Annotated in this window: 21 protein-coding genes; 14 read left to right on the plus strand and 7 right to left on the minus strand. The window is 42.6% G+C overall.

Annotated features, from left to right (window positions below; genetic code table 11):
• Nucleotides 1-321: 321 nt before the first annotated feature.
• From LZG71_RS11420 to LZG71_RS11430, 3 genes are all read right to left on the minus strand, one after another.
• Nucleotides 322-462, minus strand: coding sequence for a PIN domain-containing protein (locus tag LZG71_RS11420; RefSeq protein ID WP_233820536.1), 141 nt, complete (start codon nt 460-462; stop codon nt 322-324).
• On the minus strand, nt 452-676 hold the full coding sequence (locus LZG71_RS11425) for a hypothetical protein (RefSeq protein ID WP_233820538.1): 225 nt from the start codon (nt 674-676) through the stop codon (nt 452-454). Before LZG71_RS11425 ends, LZG71_RS11420 begins: the two co-directional genes overlap by 11 nt.
• Nucleotides 677-761: 85 nt before the next feature.
• Nucleotides 762-2,252, minus strand: a complete 1,491-nt coding sequence (locus LZG71_RS11430; protein ID WP_233820540.1) for a M14 family zinc carboxypeptidase — start codon at nt 2,250-2,252, stop codon at nt 762-764.
• A gap of 472 nt (nt 2,253-2,724) precedes the next feature.
• On the opposite strand from LZG71_RS11430, the gene hisH reads away from it, so the two are divergent.
• The 13 genes from hisH to LZG71_RS11495 all read left to right on the plus strand — a co-directional run bounded on the left by hisH (nt 2,725) and on the right by LZG71_RS11495 (nt 14,607).
• Nucleotides 2,725-3,312, plus strand: coding sequence for an imidazole glycerol phosphate synthase subunit HisH (hisH, locus tag LZG71_RS11435; RefSeq protein ID WP_233820549.1), 588 nt, complete (start codon nt 2,725-2,727; stop codon nt 3,310-3,312).
• Nucleotides 3,313-3,364: 52 nt separating this feature from the next.
• Nucleotides 3,365-4,087, plus strand: a complete 723-nt coding sequence (gene hisA / locus LZG71_RS11440; RefSeq protein ID WP_233820551.1) for a 1-(5-phosphoribosyl)-5-[(5-phosphoribosylamino)methylideneamino]imidazole-4-carboxamide isomerase — start codon at nt 3,365-3,367, stop codon at nt 4,085-4,087.
• 53 nt (nt 4,088-4,140) lie between these two features.
• Complete coding sequence (hisF, locus tag LZG71_RS11445; protein WP_233820560.1) at nt 4,141-4,914, plus strand: imidazole glycerol phosphate synthase subunit HisF; 774 nt, start codon at nt 4,141-4,143, stop codon at nt 4,912-4,914.
• Between the two features lie 48 nt (nt 4,915-4,962).
• A complete protein-coding gene (hisIE, locus tag LZG71_RS11450; protein WP_233820562.1) occupies nt 4,963-5,595 on the plus strand; it encodes a bifunctional phosphoribosyl-AMP cyclohydrolase/phosphoribosyl-ATP diphosphatase HisIE in 633 nt (210 codons plus the stop codon).
• 13 nt (nt 5,596-5,608) lie between these two features.
• Complete coding sequence (locus LZG71_RS11455; protein ID WP_233820564.1) at nt 5,609-5,944, plus strand: phage holin family protein; 336 nt, start codon at nt 5,609-5,611, stop codon at nt 5,942-5,944.
• 60 nt (nt 5,945-6,004) lie between these two features.
• A complete protein-coding gene (locus tag LZG71_RS11460; protein ID WP_233820566.1) occupies nt 6,005-6,340 on the plus strand; it encodes a phage holin family protein in 336 nt (111 codons plus the stop codon).
• A gap of 99 nt (nt 6,341-6,439) precedes the next feature.
• The gene (locus tag LZG71_RS11465; RefSeq protein WP_233820568.1) at nt 6,440-6,865 is read left to right on the plus strand and encodes a hypothetical protein; all 426 of its coding nucleotides are present in this window, start codon (nt 6,440-6,442) and stop codon (nt 6,863-6,865) included.
• The gene (locus tag LZG71_RS11470; RefSeq protein ID WP_233820570.1) at nt 6,846-7,619 is read left to right on the plus strand and encodes a geranylgeranylglyceryl/heptaprenylglyceryl phosphate synthase; all 774 of its coding nucleotides are present in this window, start codon (nt 6,846-6,848) and stop codon (nt 7,617-7,619) included. The genes LZG71_RS11465 and LZG71_RS11470 overlap by 20 nt, the downstream gene beginning before the upstream one ends.
• Nucleotides 7,620-7,769: 150 nt before the next feature.
• Entirely contained in the window at nt 7,770-7,952 is a 183-nt protein-coding gene (locus LZG71_RS11475) for a hypothetical protein (protein WP_233820571.1), read from the plus strand.
• A 68-nt stretch (nt 7,953-8,020) separates the two neighbouring features.
• Nucleotides 8,021-8,638 (plus strand): hypothetical protein, encoded by a 618-nt coding sequence (locus LZG71_RS11480; protein WP_233820572.1) that lies wholly within the window; start codon nt 8,021-8,023, stop codon nt 8,636-8,638.
• Complete coding sequence (gene porU, locus LZG71_RS11485) at nt 8,616-11,993, plus strand: type IX secretion system sortase PorU (RefSeq protein ID WP_233820573.1); 3,378 nt, start codon at nt 8,616-8,618, stop codon at nt 11,991-11,993. Before LZG71_RS11480 ends, porU begins: the two co-directional genes overlap by 23 nt.
• 106 nt (nt 11,994-12,099) lie before the next feature.
• Nucleotides 12,100-13,251 (plus strand): type IX secretion system outer membrane channel protein PorV, encoded by a 1,152-nt coding sequence (gene porV / locus LZG71_RS11490; protein WP_255712950.1) that lies wholly within the window; start codon nt 12,100-12,102, stop codon nt 13,249-13,251.
• 75 nt (nt 13,252-13,326) lie between these two features.
• Nucleotides 13,327-14,607, plus strand: coding sequence for a pitrilysin family protein (locus LZG71_RS11495; RefSeq protein ID WP_233820575.1), 1,281 nt, complete (start codon nt 13,327-13,329; stop codon nt 14,605-14,607).
• Between the two features lie 74 nt (nt 14,608-14,681).
• Here the strand turns inward: LZG71_RS11495 and LZG71_RS11500 are convergent, their stop codons facing one another.
• Nucleotides 14,682-15,998, minus strand: coding sequence for a deoxyribodipyrimidine photo-lyase (locus LZG71_RS11500; protein WP_233820576.1), 1,317 nt, complete (start codon nt 15,996-15,998; stop codon nt 14,682-14,684).
• 12 nt (nt 15,999-16,010) lie between these two features.
• Nucleotides 16,011-16,928 carry a class I SAM-dependent methyltransferase gene (locus tag LZG71_RS11505; protein WP_233820577.1) on the minus strand — a complete coding sequence of 306 codons (918 nt, stop codon included), beginning with the start codon at nt 16,926-16,928 and terminating at the stop codon, nt 16,011-16,013.
• Between the two features lie 145 nt (nt 16,929-17,073).
• Between LZG71_RS11505 and LZG71_RS11510 the strand changes: the two genes are divergently transcribed.
• Nucleotides 17,074-17,931, plus strand: coding sequence for a DUF1080 domain-containing protein (locus LZG71_RS11510; protein ID WP_233820578.1), 858 nt, complete (start codon nt 17,074-17,076; stop codon nt 17,929-17,931).
• A 196-nt stretch (nt 17,932-18,127) separates the two neighbouring features.
• On the opposite strand, the gene murA is transcribed toward LZG71_RS11510, so the two are convergent.
• The gene (murA, locus tag LZG71_RS11515; protein WP_233820579.1) at nt 18,128-19,435 is read right to left on the minus strand and encodes a UDP-N-acetylglucosamine 1-carboxyvinyltransferase; all 1,308 of its coding nucleotides are present in this window, start codon (nt 19,433-19,435) and stop codon (nt 18,128-18,130) included.
• A gap of 120 nt (nt 19,436-19,555) precedes the next feature.
• Nucleotides 19,556-20,287, minus strand: a complete 732-nt coding sequence (locus LZG71_RS11520; RefSeq protein ID WP_233820581.1) for a DUF4290 domain-containing protein — start codon at nt 20,285-20,287, stop codon at nt 19,556-19,558.
• Nucleotides 20,288-20,314 lie beyond the last annotated feature (27 nt).

The raw sequence follows: 20,314 nt of genomic DNA on the forward strand, positions 1-20,314 counted from the left end.
GAGTGGTAAGATCCGGTCTTTTACTTTAAGAGTTGTATTTAAAAGATTTAGAACTTAGTCCTGTTATGAATTGATCAATTGTAGACTAAAAGAAGTAAGATGATAGAAGTCGTTATCAGTGGTGTGTAGCTCTAAGCCCAAGTAGAGAGCAATTGCTGCAATCTATATATCATTTTTACCCATATTTGGGGCAGATAAACCTGGGGGCAGTGGTTGTCCATATAAATTCCCCTGGCTGTAGGCATCTATTTGAGCATACTCAATCGTTATTTCTCTCGTAATCTCAACAATAGGATAACGTTCAAAAAGGCTCTGCATGAATTAAACTTTTTGATAGCCCCAGTCCGCTTTCAGAGCAAATGCTTCCAGCTCTCCAACCACAATTACTGGTATTACAGCTCTCGAAGGCAAAGCTTCGTGTCGACGGATGTGTTCGATTATCAGATTGGTATCAAAGACCATTTTTTGAAGTTACTTTTTCCAGCTGGATTATAACATCCATTCTTTGATTCTCCTCCGCTGTGAATCCTAAATCGGGAATGTTAACAGGATCAGTCTCACAAACCTCATCCAGAAAGCGCTCAACGCCCCGTCGCTTAATGTCGGCAGGCGAATAGCTATTTAAACGGCCACTTTTTAGAGGTGGAATAGATTCAGCTTGATTCTCGATTTTCATAATCAGCAGGTTGGCGGTAAAACTTGTCTAGTCAAATATACAAATAACTTAATTGAGTTACCATTTTGCGATGTGGTCTTAAAACCTACTCAATAATCCCATTTCCCTCACCCGTTTTGAAGTCATCCAGATCGTACAGGAAGCCGTTGATTACAGCATATTTTACTTTTCCCCCTTTTTTCAGGATAAACGTTGCTGTGTTTCCAAGTCCTGGTGTGCCGGATGGTGCAGCTTGTCCGCTACGCAATACATGCAACGGAGAAGTGGTAAAGTACAGTCCGAGTGCCCGCGTGTTGCTATCCGAAGCAAGGCGTACATACGTGTAGCCTTCTTTCAAGAGGTTCAGTGCGTTGAGTTTGCTTACCTCACTCACGTTTTTATAGGTAGTTGGATACACTTTCCCTTTTTCAATGGTGAGTCCGGCTGCATCCAGTTCCTGGCTTCCATATTGAGGATGAAGATCTCCGAAATCTTCTATCTTGCTGTAATAAAAAAATTTGGTCGCATTGGAATAACTTACTTCGCTACGATTGATACCCAGGTCTGCGGTAAATGTCTTTCCAGCTTGTTTTACACTGGCATTGCGAACAACCAGATCATATACCCAGCGTCCGTTTTCAGGGATGTTGTAGTAATCTTCGCGGTTTTCTTTGGTGAGAGAATTGTCGGATATCTTGCCTAACGCAGAAAGAATGGCCATGAAGTTAAGCTGGCGTATGTACTGCTTTTCGGGATCTCCAACGTATCCACCCGATTCGATCAAAACCAGTGTCGTTCCCCACTTCTGAACGTTATCACCAAAGCCTCTTGGTTCGTGATCATCGCTGTAACGGGCGACCTGGCCCGGGATGTAGTCCTGTAAAATTTTATTCATGCCCACTATTAACTGCATTGATCGTTCACGTACAGGATTAATGGACAACTCATAATCGTATGAAGTTGCAAGGAACGATATGGTGGCAACTTTCGGACTGCGACCTGCCGAATATCTCGGACTTTGATCATGAAGGTTGAAACCAAAATCTGGTTTAAGTTTATCAACCAGCCCTTTTAAAATTTGGGCTTCCGGTGTTTGTCTGGCTGCCGCATCGCGGTTCATGTCAATACCCTGCATGGTCCGCCTCTGGTAACGCTCCGCGCCATCAGGATTAAGCATTGGTACAAAATAGAGTGTAGTATTATCAAGAATTTTTTTTCTCAGTTCATCAAAACCATCATTTTTGGCTTCAAAAAAGTTGAACATGTCGAAACTTGCCATGGTGGCAGTAGGTTCATCGCCGTGCATCTGCGTCCAGAGTAATACTTTTTTGGATCCATTGCCTATTTTGAGCATCTGAATATCCCTTCCTTCAAAAGATTGCCCCGCGCTTTCCACCTTATAAAGGGAATTACTCTTTCGTTTTTCAATAAGCGGCAATATATCTTTTTGCTTAAAACGGCGTTGGGTAAGCGTTGTCTCACGGAAATTTTTGTGTGCATCAAACAAACGACGCGCCTGGTCAGCAGACTGAGCCATGGATATGGAGGTTGTCAAAGCTAAAATAGAAAATAGTATTTGTGAAATGAATGATCTCATGATTGGGACATTGGTCAGTAAAAGTACATGGTATCTGTAAAACTTGCGATAAATGACTGCGTAACTTTGACATCGGGCATTTTACAAGTTGGTAATTTAGTAGCTGAAAGGTGGTCTGAACAAGCTGTGAACAATTTTTTGAATATTTTGGTAAAAGGTTTGATAAGAACAAGATAAAATGTTCTAACGAAATTTTAATATAATATTTAAATGTCTTGTTTTAATCTAACACAAAATTTATTTACATTTGTGCTATGTTAAAAGCTAAAACAGATCATCAATTTCATCATAGTCAAATGGCTTCCGGACGTCTTGGATGATGTGTTTTTGCAAGTAGTGTTGTAATAAGGTTGAATACATAGTATCCCAGAAGCCCGATTTTTTAGAATCGGGCTTTTTTTATGCTGATATCTGACCAAAGTATGTTCAAGACTGTGGTTAGCGGTCCTTTTTATCGTCCCATTTTTTAGAGATGAAAACTGTAATTGTAAAATACAACGCCGGAAACGTGCAATCTGTTATGTATGCATTAGACAGGATTGGGGCAACCTACCTGTATACGGATGATGAAAACGAGATACGTACAGCCGATAAGGTGATCTTTCCTGGTGTTGGAGAAGCGAGTACGGCTATGTCCTATTTGAGAAAAACCGGCCTGGACAAGGTGATTCCATCCTTGAAACAACCTGTTTTCGGTACTTGTATCGGCATGCAGCTCATGTGCAGGTATTCCGAGGAAAACAATACGGAATGTATGGGTATTTTTGACGTGGATGTGAAACGTTTTCCTGCAACACCTGGCCTAAAGGTGCCTCATATGGGCTGGAACAATATATATGGTTACAACAGCGCCCTCACAGATCAATTGAGCGACAATGCCTACGTTTATTTCGTACATAGTTATGCTGCCCCTGTTTGTGAATTCACGGTGGCCAGTTGTGATTATATTCATCCGTTCAGTGCGATGTTGCAAAAGGATAACTTTTACGCAGCTCAGTTTCACTGTGAAATTAGCGGAAATGTAGGACAGCAGATCATCGAAAATTTCCTTAAAATTTAACAAATCTGAAAAGGTCAGAAATAGTTTAAACTGGCTTGAATCCTGGAAAATTATGATAGAAATTATCCCAGCAATTGACATGATCGACGGGAAATGCGTAAGGCTTACCCAAGGCGATTATGGAAAAAAGACCATTTATAACGAAAACCCGCTGGAGGTAGCGCTGGAATTTGAAGACGCTGGCCTGAAACGATTGCATCTGGTGGATCTGGACGGAGCGAAAGCTAAAAAAGTGGTGAATTGGAAAGTACTGGAAAAGATATCTGCAAAAACTGCTCTACACATCGATTTTGGCGGTGGGGTTCAGTCGGAGGAAGATATCCGGATCGTTTTTGAAAGCGGGGCAAAACAGGTGACAGGTGGAAGTGTAGCTGTGAAACAACCCGATCTGTTTAAAGAATGGCTTTCTGTTTATGGAGGTGAAAAAATTATTCTTGGCGCGGACGCTAAAAATGAGAAAGTTGCTGTAAGCGGCTGGGAGGAAGGAACAGAACTGTGGGTGTATGACTTTGTTGAAAACTACGTGGATCTTGGCGTGCGTTATGCAATCAGTACAGACGTTGCCAAGGACGGACTCCTACAGGGACCTTCATTTGACCTTTATAAAAACCTTCAGGATAAATGTCCTGATCTTAAAATAATAGCCAGTGGTGGTGTGAGTGGTATTGAAGATGTTGAAAAACTGGCGGAAATGAATATTTACGGCGTGATTATTGGTAAGGCCATTTATGAAAACAGGATCAGTCTTGCAGACTTGCATCGGTTTCTGGTATGAGTTCTCTTCCCGAGATAAGTAAGTCTTAACCGGTATTCTTAATTTGAAATAAGATGCTTACAAAACGCATTATACCCTGTCTGGACGTAAAAGAAGGGCGAACTGTAAAAGGAGTTAACTTCGTAAACCTGCGGGATGCCGGTGATGCGGTAGAATTGGGAGCAATGTATGCAGCCCAGGGTGCCGATGAACTGGTGTATCTGGACATCACTGCGACGGTCGAGGGGCGGTCTACGTTCATAGATCTGGTCCGGCGGGTGGCACACACCATCAATATTCCTTTCACAGTGGGAGGAGGGATTTCCTCCATTGCTGATGTATCGGCTTTGTTACATGCCGGTGCTGACAAGGTTTCAATCAATTCGTCAGCCGTTCGTAATCCGGACCTGATCAATGAGTTATCTCTGGAATTCGGTAGCCAGTGTATCGTAGTAGCCATTGATACACGGTACGTGGAAACTTCAGATGGTATGCAACACATTGTGCATACACACGGAGGTCGGAAACCTACCGAACTTCTTACCATTCCATGGGCAAAAGAGGTAGAGGATCGCGGTGCTGGGGAGTTGCTTCTAACTTCGATGGATACTGACGGAACCAAAAACGGATTTGCACTGGAGTTAACTTCCATCATTTCCGGAAATGCGAATATTCCTGTTATTGCATCAGGAGGTGCAGGAACAATGGACAATTTTTATGACGTTTTCACAACGGGGAAAGCGGATGCAGGGTTGGCTGCAAGTATATTCCATTTCAGAGAAATTGACATCCCTGATCTGAAACAATACTTGTCAGATAAGGATATTCCAATGCGAATGACAAGATAAATTAAGTTTAAACAGAACCGGAAACACTTATAAGAAATGAGCAGTTCAATGAGCGATGATATAATTTCAACACCCGATTTCTCAAAATCAACAGACGGACTTATACCTGCTGTTATTCAGGATTCAGCTTCCGGAAAAGTGCTTATGCTAGGCTACATGAACGCCGAAGCCCTGGAAAAAACACAGGCAGAAGGTACGGTGACATTTTACAGCCGCAGCAAACAACGGCTCTGGACCAAGGGCGAAACTTCCAATAATTTTCTGTTTGTACAGGATATACTTGTTGATTGTGACGGAGATACGATTCTGGTGAAAGCAACACCAGCCGGACCAACATGCCATACCGGAGCAGACACGTGCTTTGGGGAAAAAAATAGTCAGGATACACGAATCGGGGAAGCTGCTTTCCTGAATTACCTTCAAAAACATGTGATCCGGGACAGAAAAATAAATCCAACAGAAGAATCGTACACCAGTAGTCTGTTCAAGAGAGGAATAAATAAAATTGCCCAGAAGGTTGGAGAGGAAGCGGTGGAAGTGGTAATAGAAGCGAAAGACAATGACGATGACCTGTTTAAAAATGAAGTTTCCGATTTGTTATTCCATCTTCTGATCCTTTTGGAGCAAAAAAACATTGACTTAGACGAGGTAATTAGCGTACTTCGTAGCCGTCACTCATAAAGCCAAACAGAACATGAAATTAATAATACGATTACTAATCAGTACGTTAGCTATTCTGGTTGCTGCCAATATTATTCCTGGTGTGCAGGTAGTGGATACCACCACGGCCATTATTCTGGCTATTGTTCTGGGGATTCTTAATACATTTCTAAAGCCCGTTCTTCAGATTCTGGCTTTACCCATCACCATTCTCACGCTGGGTTTGTTCTATTTGGTGATCAATGTCTTCATCATCTTTTTTGCTGAGTATCTGGTTCAGGGATTTTCGGTCGATGGATTCATACCAGCGCTGTTATTCGGCTTTGTTGTTTCTATTATTTCAGGAATCCTTGGTATGTTTTTGGAATAGTGTTTTGATTGATACTCAACAGAGCGTTAATTATTATACATGATCTGAAAACTACAGGATATGATAAGTCAACTCGAAGAAATAAAAGATACACTCTTTAAGTATTTCGAAACCCGGATCGATTTATTCAAAATCGAGATCAGAGACAAGGTTGAGCGAGCCGTAGTGATGGCAGTGTACGCTGCTGCACTGTTGTGTATCGCACTTACCATCCTGATTCTGATCGTAATCTTAATAGGTACTTTTTTAAATAAATGGCTCGAAAGTGATTATCTGGGCTACCTGATATTACTGGGAGTTTTTGTTCTGAAATTAATCCTGTGGATCGTTTTCCGGGAAAATCTGATCGGTTCTATCCGGGGATTTATTGCCCGGTTTGTCAAAGCAAAAGAGTAATAATTCAGTAATGCATGTTCATTTCAAAATAATTTAAGCTTAAATTGTTATTTTTGGACTCCATAGGTACAATTCCAGGCACACTTAAACAGGAATAAAATGAATGGATTATCAGAGTCAACCATAAAGCTTTCAAAGCCATTTTCATCTGATACAGAAGAAGATATGCAGGTTCTGATGCACGATGCAAGTGTCTATCGGGATAAACTTGAAGGGCAGTGGGATGATCTTAAAACGGATGCAAAGCAGTATGGAAAACATGCATTGGTTATCGGAGGAGTTGTAACCACTACTTTCCTGCTACTTAATGCGTTTCTGCCTGATCCAAAGAAAAAAGCAAAGCCACTCAAGCTGGTTGAAAGTGAGCCTGTGAAGAAAAAAGTTAAATTGAAAAGCCAAAGCCAGAACACGGTTGTGAGTGCTGTTCAAAGTTTAGCCTGGACATTGGCAGTAGGATGGGCACGACAGAAGCTAAAGAATTATATTGCAGATGACCGTAACTCGAATGACAACAGCGAATCGTAAAATAGCAGACCTTCTTTCAACAAGAAAAATTGAACAAAAGAAATCGTTTGCTGTTCTTTTAGATCCTGACAAAGTTGATTTTGACACCTTTCCTGCATTTTTAAAATATGCAGAAGACCATGGTGTCGACTTTTTTTTCGTTGGCGGTAGTCTGATCACGCATTATGCGATTGATCAGCTTATTGCTGCAATACATGAATATACCCAAATTCCGGCCATCCTTTTTCCCGGAAGTAACCTGCATATAGATCCGTCAGCGGATGCAATCCTCTTTTTATCTCTTATTTCGGGGCGTAATGCCGATTTACTGATAGGTCAACAGGTTATTGCAGCCCCATTACTTAAAAAGAGCGGCATAGAAGTATTACCTACCGGTTATATGCTGGTAGAGAGCGGCAGGCCAACTACCGTTTCCTACATCAGTAACACCAATCCAATGCCACGAAACAAGCCGGGTATTGCCGCATGTACAGCACTGGCCGGTGAGTTGCTCGGGTTAAAAAATATGTTCCTTGATGCAGGCAGCGGAGCAGAATTTCCTGTCCCTGCGGCAATTATAGGTGCAGTACGCCAGGCAGTGGATACGCCCATTATAGTTGGCGGTGGAATAGACACATACGAAAAAGCATATACTGCATTAGAAGCCGGCGCCGATGTGATCGTGGTTGGCAACGGAATAGAACAGAACCCTTCATTACTTCCGGAAGTTGCCGCCAGTGTAAAAGCTTTTAACAGCGGATTGCAGAAGGTTTAAGAAAATATGGAGGAATATATTGTACTAAATTAAGGGAATGAGGTAATTTCTAAGGAAATTTTAAGTTCTTGGAAAAATACAATCCAAAATGTTGGGATTATTGATATCAATCATATTACCTTTGCATCGAACCTTAATTACACCCAAGAAATGAAAAAAATATTTGCTCTTGCGTTCGTTGCCGGGATGGTAGCTTTCGCTTCTTGCACAAGCAAGCCTGCTGAAGAATCTGCTGATTCAACTGCAATCACAGTAGAAACTCCAGTTGATACAATTGCTGTTGATACAGTAGCTGCTGATTCTGCTGCAGTTGACACTGCTACAGTGAAGTAATTCACCGAAAGCTTGTAAAAGTTTTGAAAAGCCCTATGAAAATAGGGCTTTTCTGTTTTTATTTAAAAATGATAAAGAAAGTAACTTTTGAACCCTATGTTCCGCAGGCAGCCATTGCCTATTGTGAATATTTATTTCAAAATAATAACTTTGATTTTTATCTGGTCAGGCCACGCCGCACGCGCCTAGGCGACTTCACCAGCCGGCCCGGATTTAAACCGCGGATTACGGTAAATGTAAACCTGAACCCTTACAACTTCCTGATTACCTATCTTCACGAAGTGGCACATTACGTGGTCTATCAAAAGTATAAGGGGATGTTCAAACGGAAAGTTGCCCCGCATGGAACAGAGTGGAAGCGAGAATTTAATACTTTGTTACAGCCGGTTATGAATGACAATACCTTTCCTTCCGATGTGCTCTTTCCTCTATTGGCCTATGCGGCCAATCCAAAGGCATCTACAGGAGCCGATCAGGTATTATATAATGCGCTGAAAAAATATGATGACCCTGAATTGATGCTAAATAAAACTGCTTTAATTCATCTGAATGAGGGCGCGGATTTCGTTTTCCAGAACAGGCTGTTTGTCAAAGGTGCTGTCAGGCGTGCCCGTGTGCTCTGTGTAGATAAGGTTTCGCAACGTCGGTATACAATTCCTGCCCATGCATTGGTTGAAGCTTGTTAATTCCCGTATAACATTCATTAGAAATCTTCTTTTTTTTGGAGGTTTGTTATGGTATGGAAATAGCAATGCGCAAAAATCGTCTACTTTATCATCAGGTCAGTTGTACAAACTTTCCATTACCCAAACAGGTGTTCATAAAATTGATGTAAACTTCCTTAAATCCATGGGAGTGGATGCTGCATCAGTGAATCCTGAAAAGATCCGTTTGTTTGGAAATGGAGGTAAAATGCTTCCACAACGAAATGCAGACAAACGTCCCGATAACCCAACTGAAAATGCAATTTGGATACAAGGAGGCGAAGATGGTCGTTTTGACGCAGGTGACGCAATATTTTTCTATGCAGAGTCGCCACATGTAATTTTAGCTGACTCGTTGACTTCAACGCTAAGTCATCAAATCAATCATTATTCTGACACAACTTTTTATTTCCTTTCCATTGGGTCTGAAAATGGTTTAAGGATTAAAAACGAGTCCACGATCAGTAATAAGCAGGGTATTGTCATCACGGAATTTGAAGATTACTGGTATCACGAAAAGAATTCTATCAATCTGTTGCGTTCTGGCCGGGAATGGTGGGGCGAATATATAGGCACCGCACCTTTTGTTGTTCAGGCCGACTTGCCGGGAATTGTAGCAGGTTCGGAAATCAGGTTTTCAGGATCTGCGGTAGGTGCTGCGCAGATTCCAACGCGGTTTTTGTGGCAATTGAATGGTCAGTTGCTTGGTGACAGTGCGATAAGGGCCGTGGGATCCGGAACGTATGATATTAAGGGGCAGCAAAATATAGTTAATTATACTTCAGTAGCTACCGGAAATGCCTCTCCGGTTTCTCTAAGCGTAAGTTATGACCGAAAAGGACAAGGCTCCGCGCAGGCATATCTGAATTTTTTGGGAATACAGGTTAAAAGGGAGTTGGCTGTGTATGATAAGCAACAGATATATAGATTCTTCCCAAGTTCGAAAGATACAGTTACCTATCAGTTTAAAAACGGAGCCGCAGAATGGCAATTCTGGAACATAACAGATTCGTTTAAACCCAGTTTTGTACCAATATCCGGCAACTCCGCTACGCTTACGCATGGTCGCAGATTACGCAGTTTTATTGGTTTCCATCCGTCACAGGCATTGGTTCCGGAAAGCTGGCAGGCCGTTCCGAATCAAAATTTGATGGAGGAGCGGGTTCCCGACATGCTTATCGTGACCGCTCCATTATGGAAAAATCAGGCGGAGCGACTGGCATCTTTCCGCGAAGAGAACGACGGAATGGACGTATTGGTTGTCACCACAGGTCAGGTCTATAATGAATTCGCTTCCGGGAAGGCTGATATTTCGGCCATAAGGGATTTCGCTAAAAAGCTGCACGATAAAGAGCCCGACAAGCTGAAATACCTGCTTCTTTTTGGAGATGCTACCTTCGATTATAAAAATAATCTTCTCAATCAATCTGAGTCGATTTGTAGTAATTGGGTGCCTGTTTATGAAAGTCGGGAGTCGCTTAATCCGGTTTATACACATTCGTCTGATGATTATTTTGGTTTTATGGATGCGGACGAAGGAAACTGGATAGAATCTGAAAGCGGTGACCATCTTCTGGATATCGGCGTAGGCAGGTTGCCGGTGAAAACGATTGCTGAGGCGCAAACTGTCGTAGACAAAATCATCCGGTATTCATCCTCCCCAAAAGGAATGGCTGGTTGGAGAAATACAATCCATTTTGTAGCCGATGACGGTGATGGAAAAATTCATCAGCGCGATGCTGATTTACTAGCTCAGCTCGCGGGAAAGCAATTTTTACCATCCAGGATTTTTCTTGACGCGTTTCCTCAGATCATCACACCGCTGGGTCAGAGGGTGCCTAAGGTAAATGAAGCGATCGGGAAGAGCATTAATGACGGAGTTTTAGTTTTAAACTATACCGGGCATGGCGGTACAAGCGGATGGGCAGAAGAGCAAGTACTCACACTGAATGATATGCTATCTGTGCGCGGACTGGATAATATGCCGCTCCTGCTCACAGCTACATGCGATTTTGGCCGGTATGATGATCCCGGACTGGTATCTGGTGCGGAGATTATGGTGCTTAGTCCTAAAGGAGGTGCAATTGGCGCAGTAACTACAACCAGACCGGTTTATTCAAGTACGAATTTTACCATCAATAAAGCATTTTACGATGCATTGCTAAATGCAGGTCCAGATGCCCGGCTGGGAGATATTTTCAGAGAGACTAAAAATAAAGGACTTGCCGGGGCGTTGAATCGCAATTTTACCCTGCTGGGAGATCCTTCATTGCGCCTGGCTAAACCCGAAAAAAGAATTCGGTTTGCGGGGTCGGCCGATACGTTGCGTGCACTGGCCAAGGTAAGTATACAGTTGGAGGTTATTGATGCCAGGACAGGTGTTCGTGATCCTGAATTTCAGGGAACTGCGCGCATAGCAGTTTATGATAAACAAACTGTTTTTAAAACATTGGGTAATCAGGATTCACCTGAGAGTTATTCGGAATTTCGCAGTAAACTTTTCGACGGAAGTGTGACAGTGCGTGACGGTAAAATCAGCTGCGAATTTGTGATGCCAAAAGACATTGATTATCGTTTGGGTGTCGGTCGGATCAGTGTTTATGCTGTTAGTGCGGACAGCCTTACAGACGCAGGTGACCAGCTGGATGTGGCGATCGGAGGCAGTGCGCCCATGATTACGGACAATACCCCGCCTAAGATATCAGCCTGGCTCAACAATAAGTCATTCCGTAATGGAGATGTTGTAGGAGAGTCACCGCAACTCATCGTGGAAGTAAGTGACGAAAGCGGGATAAATGTGTCAAAAGCTGGCATTGGTCATGACATCACGATGACTTTAAATGACACCCTCGTTATTACTCTTAATGATTATTACACAGCGGATTTGGATAAATATACGTCCGGAACCATTACCTATCCTTTTCAGGATCTTCCCACAGGGAATTATACAGTCAGGATAAAAGTGTGGGACATATATACTAACTCTTCGGAAATAGCGTTCGGATTTCAGGTGCAGTCCGCAACTGGGATCAAACTAACGGATTTGAAAGTTTTCCCTAACCCATTTGACAAGGATTTGTCTTTTGAAATGAGCCACAATCGTCCTAATGAGGATGTAGACGTTACCTTTCGGCTTTTTCTCACCAATGGACAACAGTTGGGATCAGTTAATTGGACCTATTATTACAGTGACCCGGTGATCAGAGAATCGGTTTCATCAACCAGACTGGGATCGTTATTGAACAGAATGATTTCATATATATACACAGTTGAAGTCAGATCATTGAAAGACAACTCGGTTGACAAACGCTCCGGGAAGATCATCCGGTCGCCTTAGATTGAATAAAACTTATTATTTTGTTTAGTATTAAATATCTTTCATCGTACTTTTGACCCTTTAAAGAAGCTGATTAAAAGCACTTCCTATCGCAAATCCAATTTCTATGAGACTTTTTTTTGTTACTTTATCCTCATTATTTGTTTTAACAAGTGGGGTTTCAATGGCCCAAACTGATTCACTAAGAATTCCACACTCACCACTATCCTTCTTAACATTTGCTCCCGACGCTAGAAGTGCAGCTATGGGAGAAGCCGGTGTGGCGCTCAGTCCTGATGCAAATTCCACTTACTGGAACGCAGCAAAATTACCTTACAACAGTAAAGATTTCGGAGTATCAGCTTCATACACGCCCTGGTTGAGAAACCTGGTAGATGATATGTGGCTGGGATATATATCTGCATATAAAAAGCTTGACGACAAGCAGGCTGTTGCAGTTTCTGTGAATTACTTCAACAACGGAGAGCTTGATCTTCGTGATGGGGCAGGTACGAACCTTGGGTATTTCAGTTCGAGAGAATTTGCACTTAACGGAACGTATTCACGTCAGTTGGGCAAAAACTTCTCTATGGGTTTAACGCTGAAATACATTTCATCCAACCTTGCAGGAAACGCAGTTATCAATGGTGTGTCTTTGAAAACGGCTCGTACTGCGGCCGGTGATATCAGCGCATATTATCGCAAACAATATAACAACGAAGATACAGGTGGTGAGTTCACCTGGTCTCTGGGTGCGGTACTGTCTAACCTTGGAGGTAAGATCAATTACGGTTCAGGAAGTGAAACTGAAAACTTTATCCCTACAAACCTGAAAATTGGTGGTGGATTGTCTTTCTCAGCTGACGGCCGTAACAAATTCAACTTCATCGCTGATGTAAGTAAACTGATGGTGCCTACACCGGATGGAACTACAAGAATAAATGATAAGGGAGCTTTGGCAGGAGCATTCGGATCATTCTCTGATGCACCTGATGGCTTTAAAGAGGAAATACAGGAACTTGCTATTGCAGCTGGTGCTGAATACTGGTACAATGATATTTTCGCAATACGTGGTGGTTATTTTGGTGAACACAAAAACAAAAGCGGGCGTAAATTTTTCACTGCCGGTGCTGGAATTCGTTTCGCTGATCGCTATGCAGTAGACTTTGCTTATATGTTCCCAATTGCTCAAAACAGCCCGTTGGCACAAACATTACGTATCTCACTTGGACTTTACCTGAACAAGGCAGAGAAACTTGATATATCTGACGAAAAGTAAGGTTTACAATTTTTATAATTTGGGAGCGAATGGCGTTATTGCAACGTCATTCGCTTTCTTCATTTAAAACTGACTATGTTCCCCGACCGAACCATTGCTCCCGACTTTAAAATCATAAATTCAATTCATTTACCAGAAACTAAAAACCATTTACTGGATAACGGAACACAGTTGCATGTGATCAATATCGGTGAGCAGCCAGTAGTACGGTTGGAATGTATTTTTGAGGCTGGGAACTGGCAAGAAGAAACACCTGGCGCAGCCTTCTTCGCTATCAAGATGCTACCGGAAGGTACACCCGACTTTACATCAGCGGAGATCAGCGAGGCGTTTGACAGAATTGGCGCTTTTACAGATTTTACTAATAATTCAGATCGTACAGGGATAACTGTTTACTGCCTTTCAAGATTTCTGCCTGAGGTGCTTCCTTTGGTAAAAGATATGATGCAAAAAGCGACTTTCCCCGTGAAAGAGCTGGAAGACCTTCGAAATATTACTTTACAGAACCTAAGGGTTAATAAAGAAAAGACCTCATATCTGGCAACTGTGGAGTTCAGGAAAGGATTGTTTGGTAGCGATCATCCTTATGGTCAAAGTCAGAATGAAACAGACCTTGAAGAACTTAAACTGGAACAGATCACCGAACACTACGACCGTTTTATTAAAAATGGTCACTATACGGTTGTGCTTGCCGGGCAGGTTCAGGATGGGGATATTGCTGTCGTAAAAGAATATCTGGGGAAAGATAATGCGCTTAATGAGCCATCTGTTGCACTGCCGGATACTCCTGTTGATTACCGAGGGAATGCTGTTCTGATAGAGAAGGAGGATGGTGTACAATCCACCATTCGGATTGGTCGCAGAATGTTCACCCGCCATCATCCTGACTATTTTAAGATGCTTGTCACTAACGAAATTCTGGGCGGCTATTTTGGTTCGCGTTTGATGAAGAATATCAGGGAAGAAAAAGGATTGACCTACGGTATTTCCTCACATCTGATAACCCTCCGTAATGACGGGTATTTTATGATCGGTACGGATGTAAAAAAGGAATTCACGCAACAGACCATTGATGAAATTAAAAAGGAGATAAATAAGCTTCGTACCGAACTTGTAGGAGCAGAAGAATTGCAGACTGTGAAGAATTTTATGGCAGGGGAATTTGCAGGATCACTGAACACTGCTTTTGAAGTAGCTGACAGAAGAAAAATATTGCTTCTGGACGGTCTGCCTTCTGATTTCTTCAATCGTTACATTGATCAGATACATGCTACAACCAGTGAAGATATTTTGGAAATGGCAAAAACATATCTGAATCCTGATGACATGCTTGAAGTTGTGGTTGGAGGGAAGTGAAGAGGGAGTTTGCAGTCAAAAGTTCACAGCTGGCAGTATTTCCAACTGTGAACTTTTGACTTAAAACTAAACAACTACCCCTTATCCAAAGCCTCTTTATAAGCTTTCAGGCATCTTTCCCTTGCAAACTTGTGATCTACAATCGGTGACGGATAATCGAGGCTGTTGAGTTCCGGTACCCACTTTTTGATATAATCTCCTTTTTTGTCAAATTTCTCCGTTTGTGCTGCGGGATTGAATATTCTGAAATACGGTGCCGCATCCGTTCCTGATCCTGCTGCCCATTGCCAGCCTCCGTTGTTTGCTGCAAGGTCATAGTCGAGCAGTTTTTCAGCGAAGTAAGCTTCGCCCCAGCGCCAGTCAATCAACAGGTGTTTGGTTAGAAAACTGGCCGTCACCATCCTGACACGGTTGTGCATAAATCCGGTTTCGTTGAGTTCGTGCATACCGGCATCTACCAATGGATAGCCTGTTTTGCCTTCACACCAGGCTTTAAACTCTTTTTCGTTATTCCGCCATTTGATGCGGTCATATTCGCTCCTGAATGCATGTCCTTTGCCAACATGTGGATAGTTCCACAATATCTGATGGTAAAAATCCCGCCAGATGAGTTCATTAAGCCAGGTTTCACTATGCTTTGAAGCTTTTCTTGCCAGATCACGAATGCTTACGGTACCAAACCGTAAATGAATGCCTAGCCGGCTTGTTCCATTTATAGCCGGATAGTTTCTTTGCTCTTCGTATTTATTCAATAACTGCTCATCTACCGAAGCCGACGGAAAATCATCAGGTGTTTCCTGAAATCCGATATCTTCCAGTGATGGCAGCTGAGGCAGCTGAGTTTTTATGAGGCGATCCAGGTATTTTTCAACGGGATAACTTGAAAGGAAGAAATCATTTACCTTGGCCTTCCAGGCACGGCTATAAGGAGTAAAAACTGTATAAGGCGTATTTTGACCAGTTAGAATTTCCTGTTTTTCAAAGATTACCTGATCCTTAAATGATTTGAGATCAATATTCTTGGTTTTAAGAATACCGGCAATTTCCTGATCTCTTTCCGTAGCATAGGGCTCATAGTCGTGATTTGTGTAAACTTCTGCTATGTCGTATTGGCTTATGATTTTTTCCCATACTGCTTTTGGAAACCCATATTCGATCAGTATATCAGAGCTCTTTTCTTTCAGACTTTCCTGAATACCTGCCAAAGTTTTATGAATAAAAGTTACCCTTTTGTCATATTTGTTATCCAGTGCATCCAGAATGTTGCGGTCAAAAATGAAAAGGGGAAGAACGCGGTATCCTGATCGCAGTGCATGATAAAGACCTGCATTATCGTGCAGCCTAAGGTCCCTGCGATACCAGAATATTGCGATTTTTTCTTTTGAACTCATTAGCTCTGCGAGTTAAGAAGGTTTTGTTCCCGAAATAATGTACATCATCGCTCCTCCGGCCGAGTGGTATTTTTTCGCATCAATATTGCGAAGTATTCTTTCACCCAGATGCGCGTACTTTACTTTATATCGTTCATAAAATTCCAGGCTTTCCTTACCGATCGCTCTGAAATAGTCGTAATCGCTGAACTGTTCATTGCTCCATGTATTACCATTTTGCCATTGTTTCATCGTAGCAAGCTGTTCGTCTGTGTTGTACGGCGGGTACATAGCTATGGCTTTGTCAGACAATCTTACTTCTACGTTTTCAAAACCAGCCTGCGACAGAAATCCGGGAACGAGGTCTCCGAGTGAGTTGTCGCCGAGACCAAGCTTCTTTTTTCCGCGTTCAAAGATCAGCGCATATTTAACATGATCCAGCACCTCTTCAATTGGATCGTTGGCAGAAACAGAACTTTGAGTAAGGCTTTGAACGAGGTTATTGGGTTCTACACAAAGAATCGTACCTCCGGGTTTTAAAACCCGTTTCATTTCGCTGATTACCTGTTTGGGATGTTCCACATGTATCAGGAGGGTTTGGCAGGTTACGAGATCAAAAGAATTATCGTCATAAGGCAATTCATGAGCATCTCCCTTTTTTAGCTCAAAATCGATATTTTTTTCCTGAAAATAACTCCTGATTTCCTTCTCTCCTTTTGCCCACTTACGGTCATTATCAACGGCAAATATCTTGGCAGGTTTACCGAGATAATCCGCAAGGATTTTACTCCAATGGCATTGTCCGCATCCCACATCCAGCATATTATGATGGTTTTGCAGCTGCAACCGTTTATTGAGAAGATTCAAGAAACCCTCATTCCACCAAAAATTGCGATATGTACCAAAAAAGTCCTCAGAATGTCCTTTACGCTTAATATTGTTTGTTCTCATAGTATATTTACCCTGCCATTGATTCAGCTAAGAATGACATGGTTTAAAATCAACAGGAAAAAGTGGAGGATAATTCGTGCGAATGTACGGTTTACCTTTTTATCTCCGGCAATTACTCAATTACAATCTTTTAAAACAGTAACCTATGAAATTAAAACTTACGGCCATTTTTTGTCTGGTCAGCATGTTTACTTTTGCCCAGAAAAAGGTTGACAAACAGGAATGGAAGCAACTTTTCAATGGAAAAAACCTGGATGGCTGGGATATCAAAATCCGTGGTAATGATCTGAACGACAACTTTGGAAATACATTCCGCGTGGAAGATGGAAAGATGGTCGTTCGTTATGACCAGTATGATGACTTTAAACAGAAATATGGACACATTTTCTACAAAGAAGATTTCTCGTATTACCGAATTGCAGTTGAGTATCGTTTCGTAGGCGAACAAGCTCCAAAAGGCGAAGGGTGGGCATGGCGCAATAGTGGTATTATGATTCACGGTCAGCCAGCGGCAACAATGGGCAAGGATCAGGATTTTCCAGCTTCCATCGAAGTACAGCTTTTGGGTGGAGATGAAAAGAAAAGAACAACTTGTAACCTGTGTACGCCAGGTACCAACGTGGTGATGGATGGTAAACTGATTACGTCGCACTGTATTAATTCCAAGTCTCAAACTTACAATGGAGATCAATGGGTGAGGGCAGAAGTTTTAGTATTGGGTGATTCGCTCGTTCAACATTTTGCCAACGGAGAAATGGTACTTGAATACAACAAACCACAATTTGGAGGAGGTAACGTGAGTGGTCATGATCCCTCGCGGATTATAGCGGGTCAGTTACTCGACCATGGATCGATATCGCTGCAAAGTGAAAGTCATCCGGTCGAGTTTCGTAAAGTTGAACTGCTTAATCTGAAAGGCTGTATGAATCCAAAGGCTACCAACTACAAGTCGTATTATGTGAAATCTGACGAGTCAGCCTGTACTTTTGGCAAGAAGAAGTAAGTGGGAGTTGATGAGGTGTGAAAAGGTAGCAGTAAGAAGTTATTAGCCTGAAAGGCTTCCATCTCTCCACCCAGAGCACCGCCCTGTGGAAGAGATCAAGCATCGACCTGAATGGAAGGGAATCTGCTGGTATATATAATGTAAAAAGACGGAGCCTTTCGGACTCCGTCTTTTTACATTATATATTCTCTATCAACTACAACCTCACAATCTCAGCGCCTATGGCGTTAAGGCGAGCGTCAATGTTCTGATATCCTCTATCGATCTGTTCTATGTTATCAATAATACTCACTCCTTTAGCAGACAGTGCAGCGATCAAAAGCGCAACACCAGCACGAATATCAGGAGAAGTCATACGGATGCCACGAAGCTGCGTTTCGCGGTTGTGCCCGATCACTGTAGCGCGATGCGGATCGCACAAGATAATCTGTGCACCCATTTCGATCAGTTTATCCACGAAGAAAAGACGGCTTTCGAACATTTTCTGGTGGATAAGAACCGTTCCCTGCGATTGAATGGCTGTTACCAGCACGATGCTCAACAAGTCGGGCGTAAAACCTGGCCATGGCGCATCTGCCACAGTGAGTGTGGATCCATCCATGTAGTTTTCGATCCGGTAATGATCCTGAGCAGGTACAAAAATATCATCTCCTCTGAATTCAAGTTTTATACCTAATTTCTGGAAGGTTTCAGGAATAATACCAAGCTGTGCAATCTGACAGTTTTTGATCGTAATTTCCGATTTCGTCATGGCAGCAAGCCCGATGAAACTACCGATTTCGATCATATCAGGAAGCATGGTGTGCTCCGTTCCGTTTAGTTCGCTTACGCCTTCAACCGTGAGCAAGTTAGACGAGATGCCGGAAATTTTGGCTCCCATACGGTTCAGCATTTTGCAAAGTTGCTGAAGATAAGGTTCGCAGGCAGCATTGTAAATGGTGGTGATGCCTTCTGCCATTACAGCCGCCATCAATACATTTGCAGTTCCGGTTACGGAAGCCTCGTCCAAAAGCATGAACGTACCTTTCAGGTTGGCTGCGTCTACTTTATAAAAACCGCCATCTTCACCATCATAGCTGAACTCCGCTCCAAGTTTTTCAAAGCCAAGAAAGTGAGTATCCAAACGGCGCCGACCAATTTTATCACCACCCGGACGAGGAATACGTCCCTTGCGGAAACGGGCAAGCATCGGTCCGAGTAGCATTACAGAACCTCTTAAAGCAGCAGCTTTCTGGCGGAAAGAATCCGATTCGAGGTAATCAAGATTGATGTCGTTTGCTTCAAAACGAATAGATGATTCGCTCAGACGGGTGCGGCGTACGCCCAGATCACCCAAAAGATCAATAAGCTGATTTACGTCACGAATATTCGGAATATTATGAATCGTTACCGGCTCTTTGGTAAGCAGCACTGCGCAGATAATCTGCAATGCTTCGTTTTTGGCGCCTTGAGGGATAATTTCCCCTTTCAAACGCCTGTCTCCGGTTATTTTAAATGAAGCCATTTTCTATCAGGCAGCAACGAAGCTGCAATGTTTGTGACGACGTATGAGGCCGTATAGGTTAAAATCGATTGAATACCAGGTCTGTCTTCCTGGATTTATAATAACACAACACCCAGGTCATCAGATACCTGTTTTCCTGCGGTTGTTATTATTGTTGTTATTCCGGTTGTTGTTGTTATTTCTACCGGCAAATTTATTGTTGTTATTCGGGCGGTTGCGATTGTTATTCTGGTTGTTAGGATTTTGTCTGTCCTGATTGTGCCCTGGTTGTGTTTTGAAGCCGCCCTGATGGTTACCGCGGTTACGTTCCTGATTGCTGTTGCGATCTTTTGGAGACGCATCCACGGGGCCATTTTTGCGGATGTAATCTATTTCGTCATTCAGTTTGCCTTTCGCCAGCTGAGCAAGCTGTCCCAGAAGAACATGGTCTTCTGGATTGTCTTTATTCCAGGTATTGAAAAACGACCGCATCAAGCGGAAAATGTAGGAAACAAAAGCCAGACGATCTTCTTCGTTTTCTGTATTAACAGCCTTTTCCAGCAAAAGATCGATGTTTCTACCGTAGTGACGGTAGATCAAATTATGCTGATTGTACCCAACTGTCAGCGGTTTTTTTCCAAGCGATTCAGGAGAAGGCGGCGGGAATGGACTGTCAACGTCCAGTTCAAATCCTGATATGATGTAAAGGTCATCCCAAAGCTTGTTGGTATAATCCTGGTTGTCCCTCATGTTCGGGTGAATCTGCCTCATGAGCTCCACCAAAATGTGCGCATAAAGTGTGCGTTTTGTCCGATCTTCTATCTTAACGATATGTTCGGTTAATTTCTGTACGTTACTGCCGTATTCTTTCAAGGGCTTGAATTATTTTATAATTGACAA

Source organism: Dyadobacter sp. CY312 (assembly GCF_021390535.1).
GTDB lineage: Bacteria > Bacteroidota > Bacteroidia > Cytophagales > Spirosomataceae > Dyadobacter.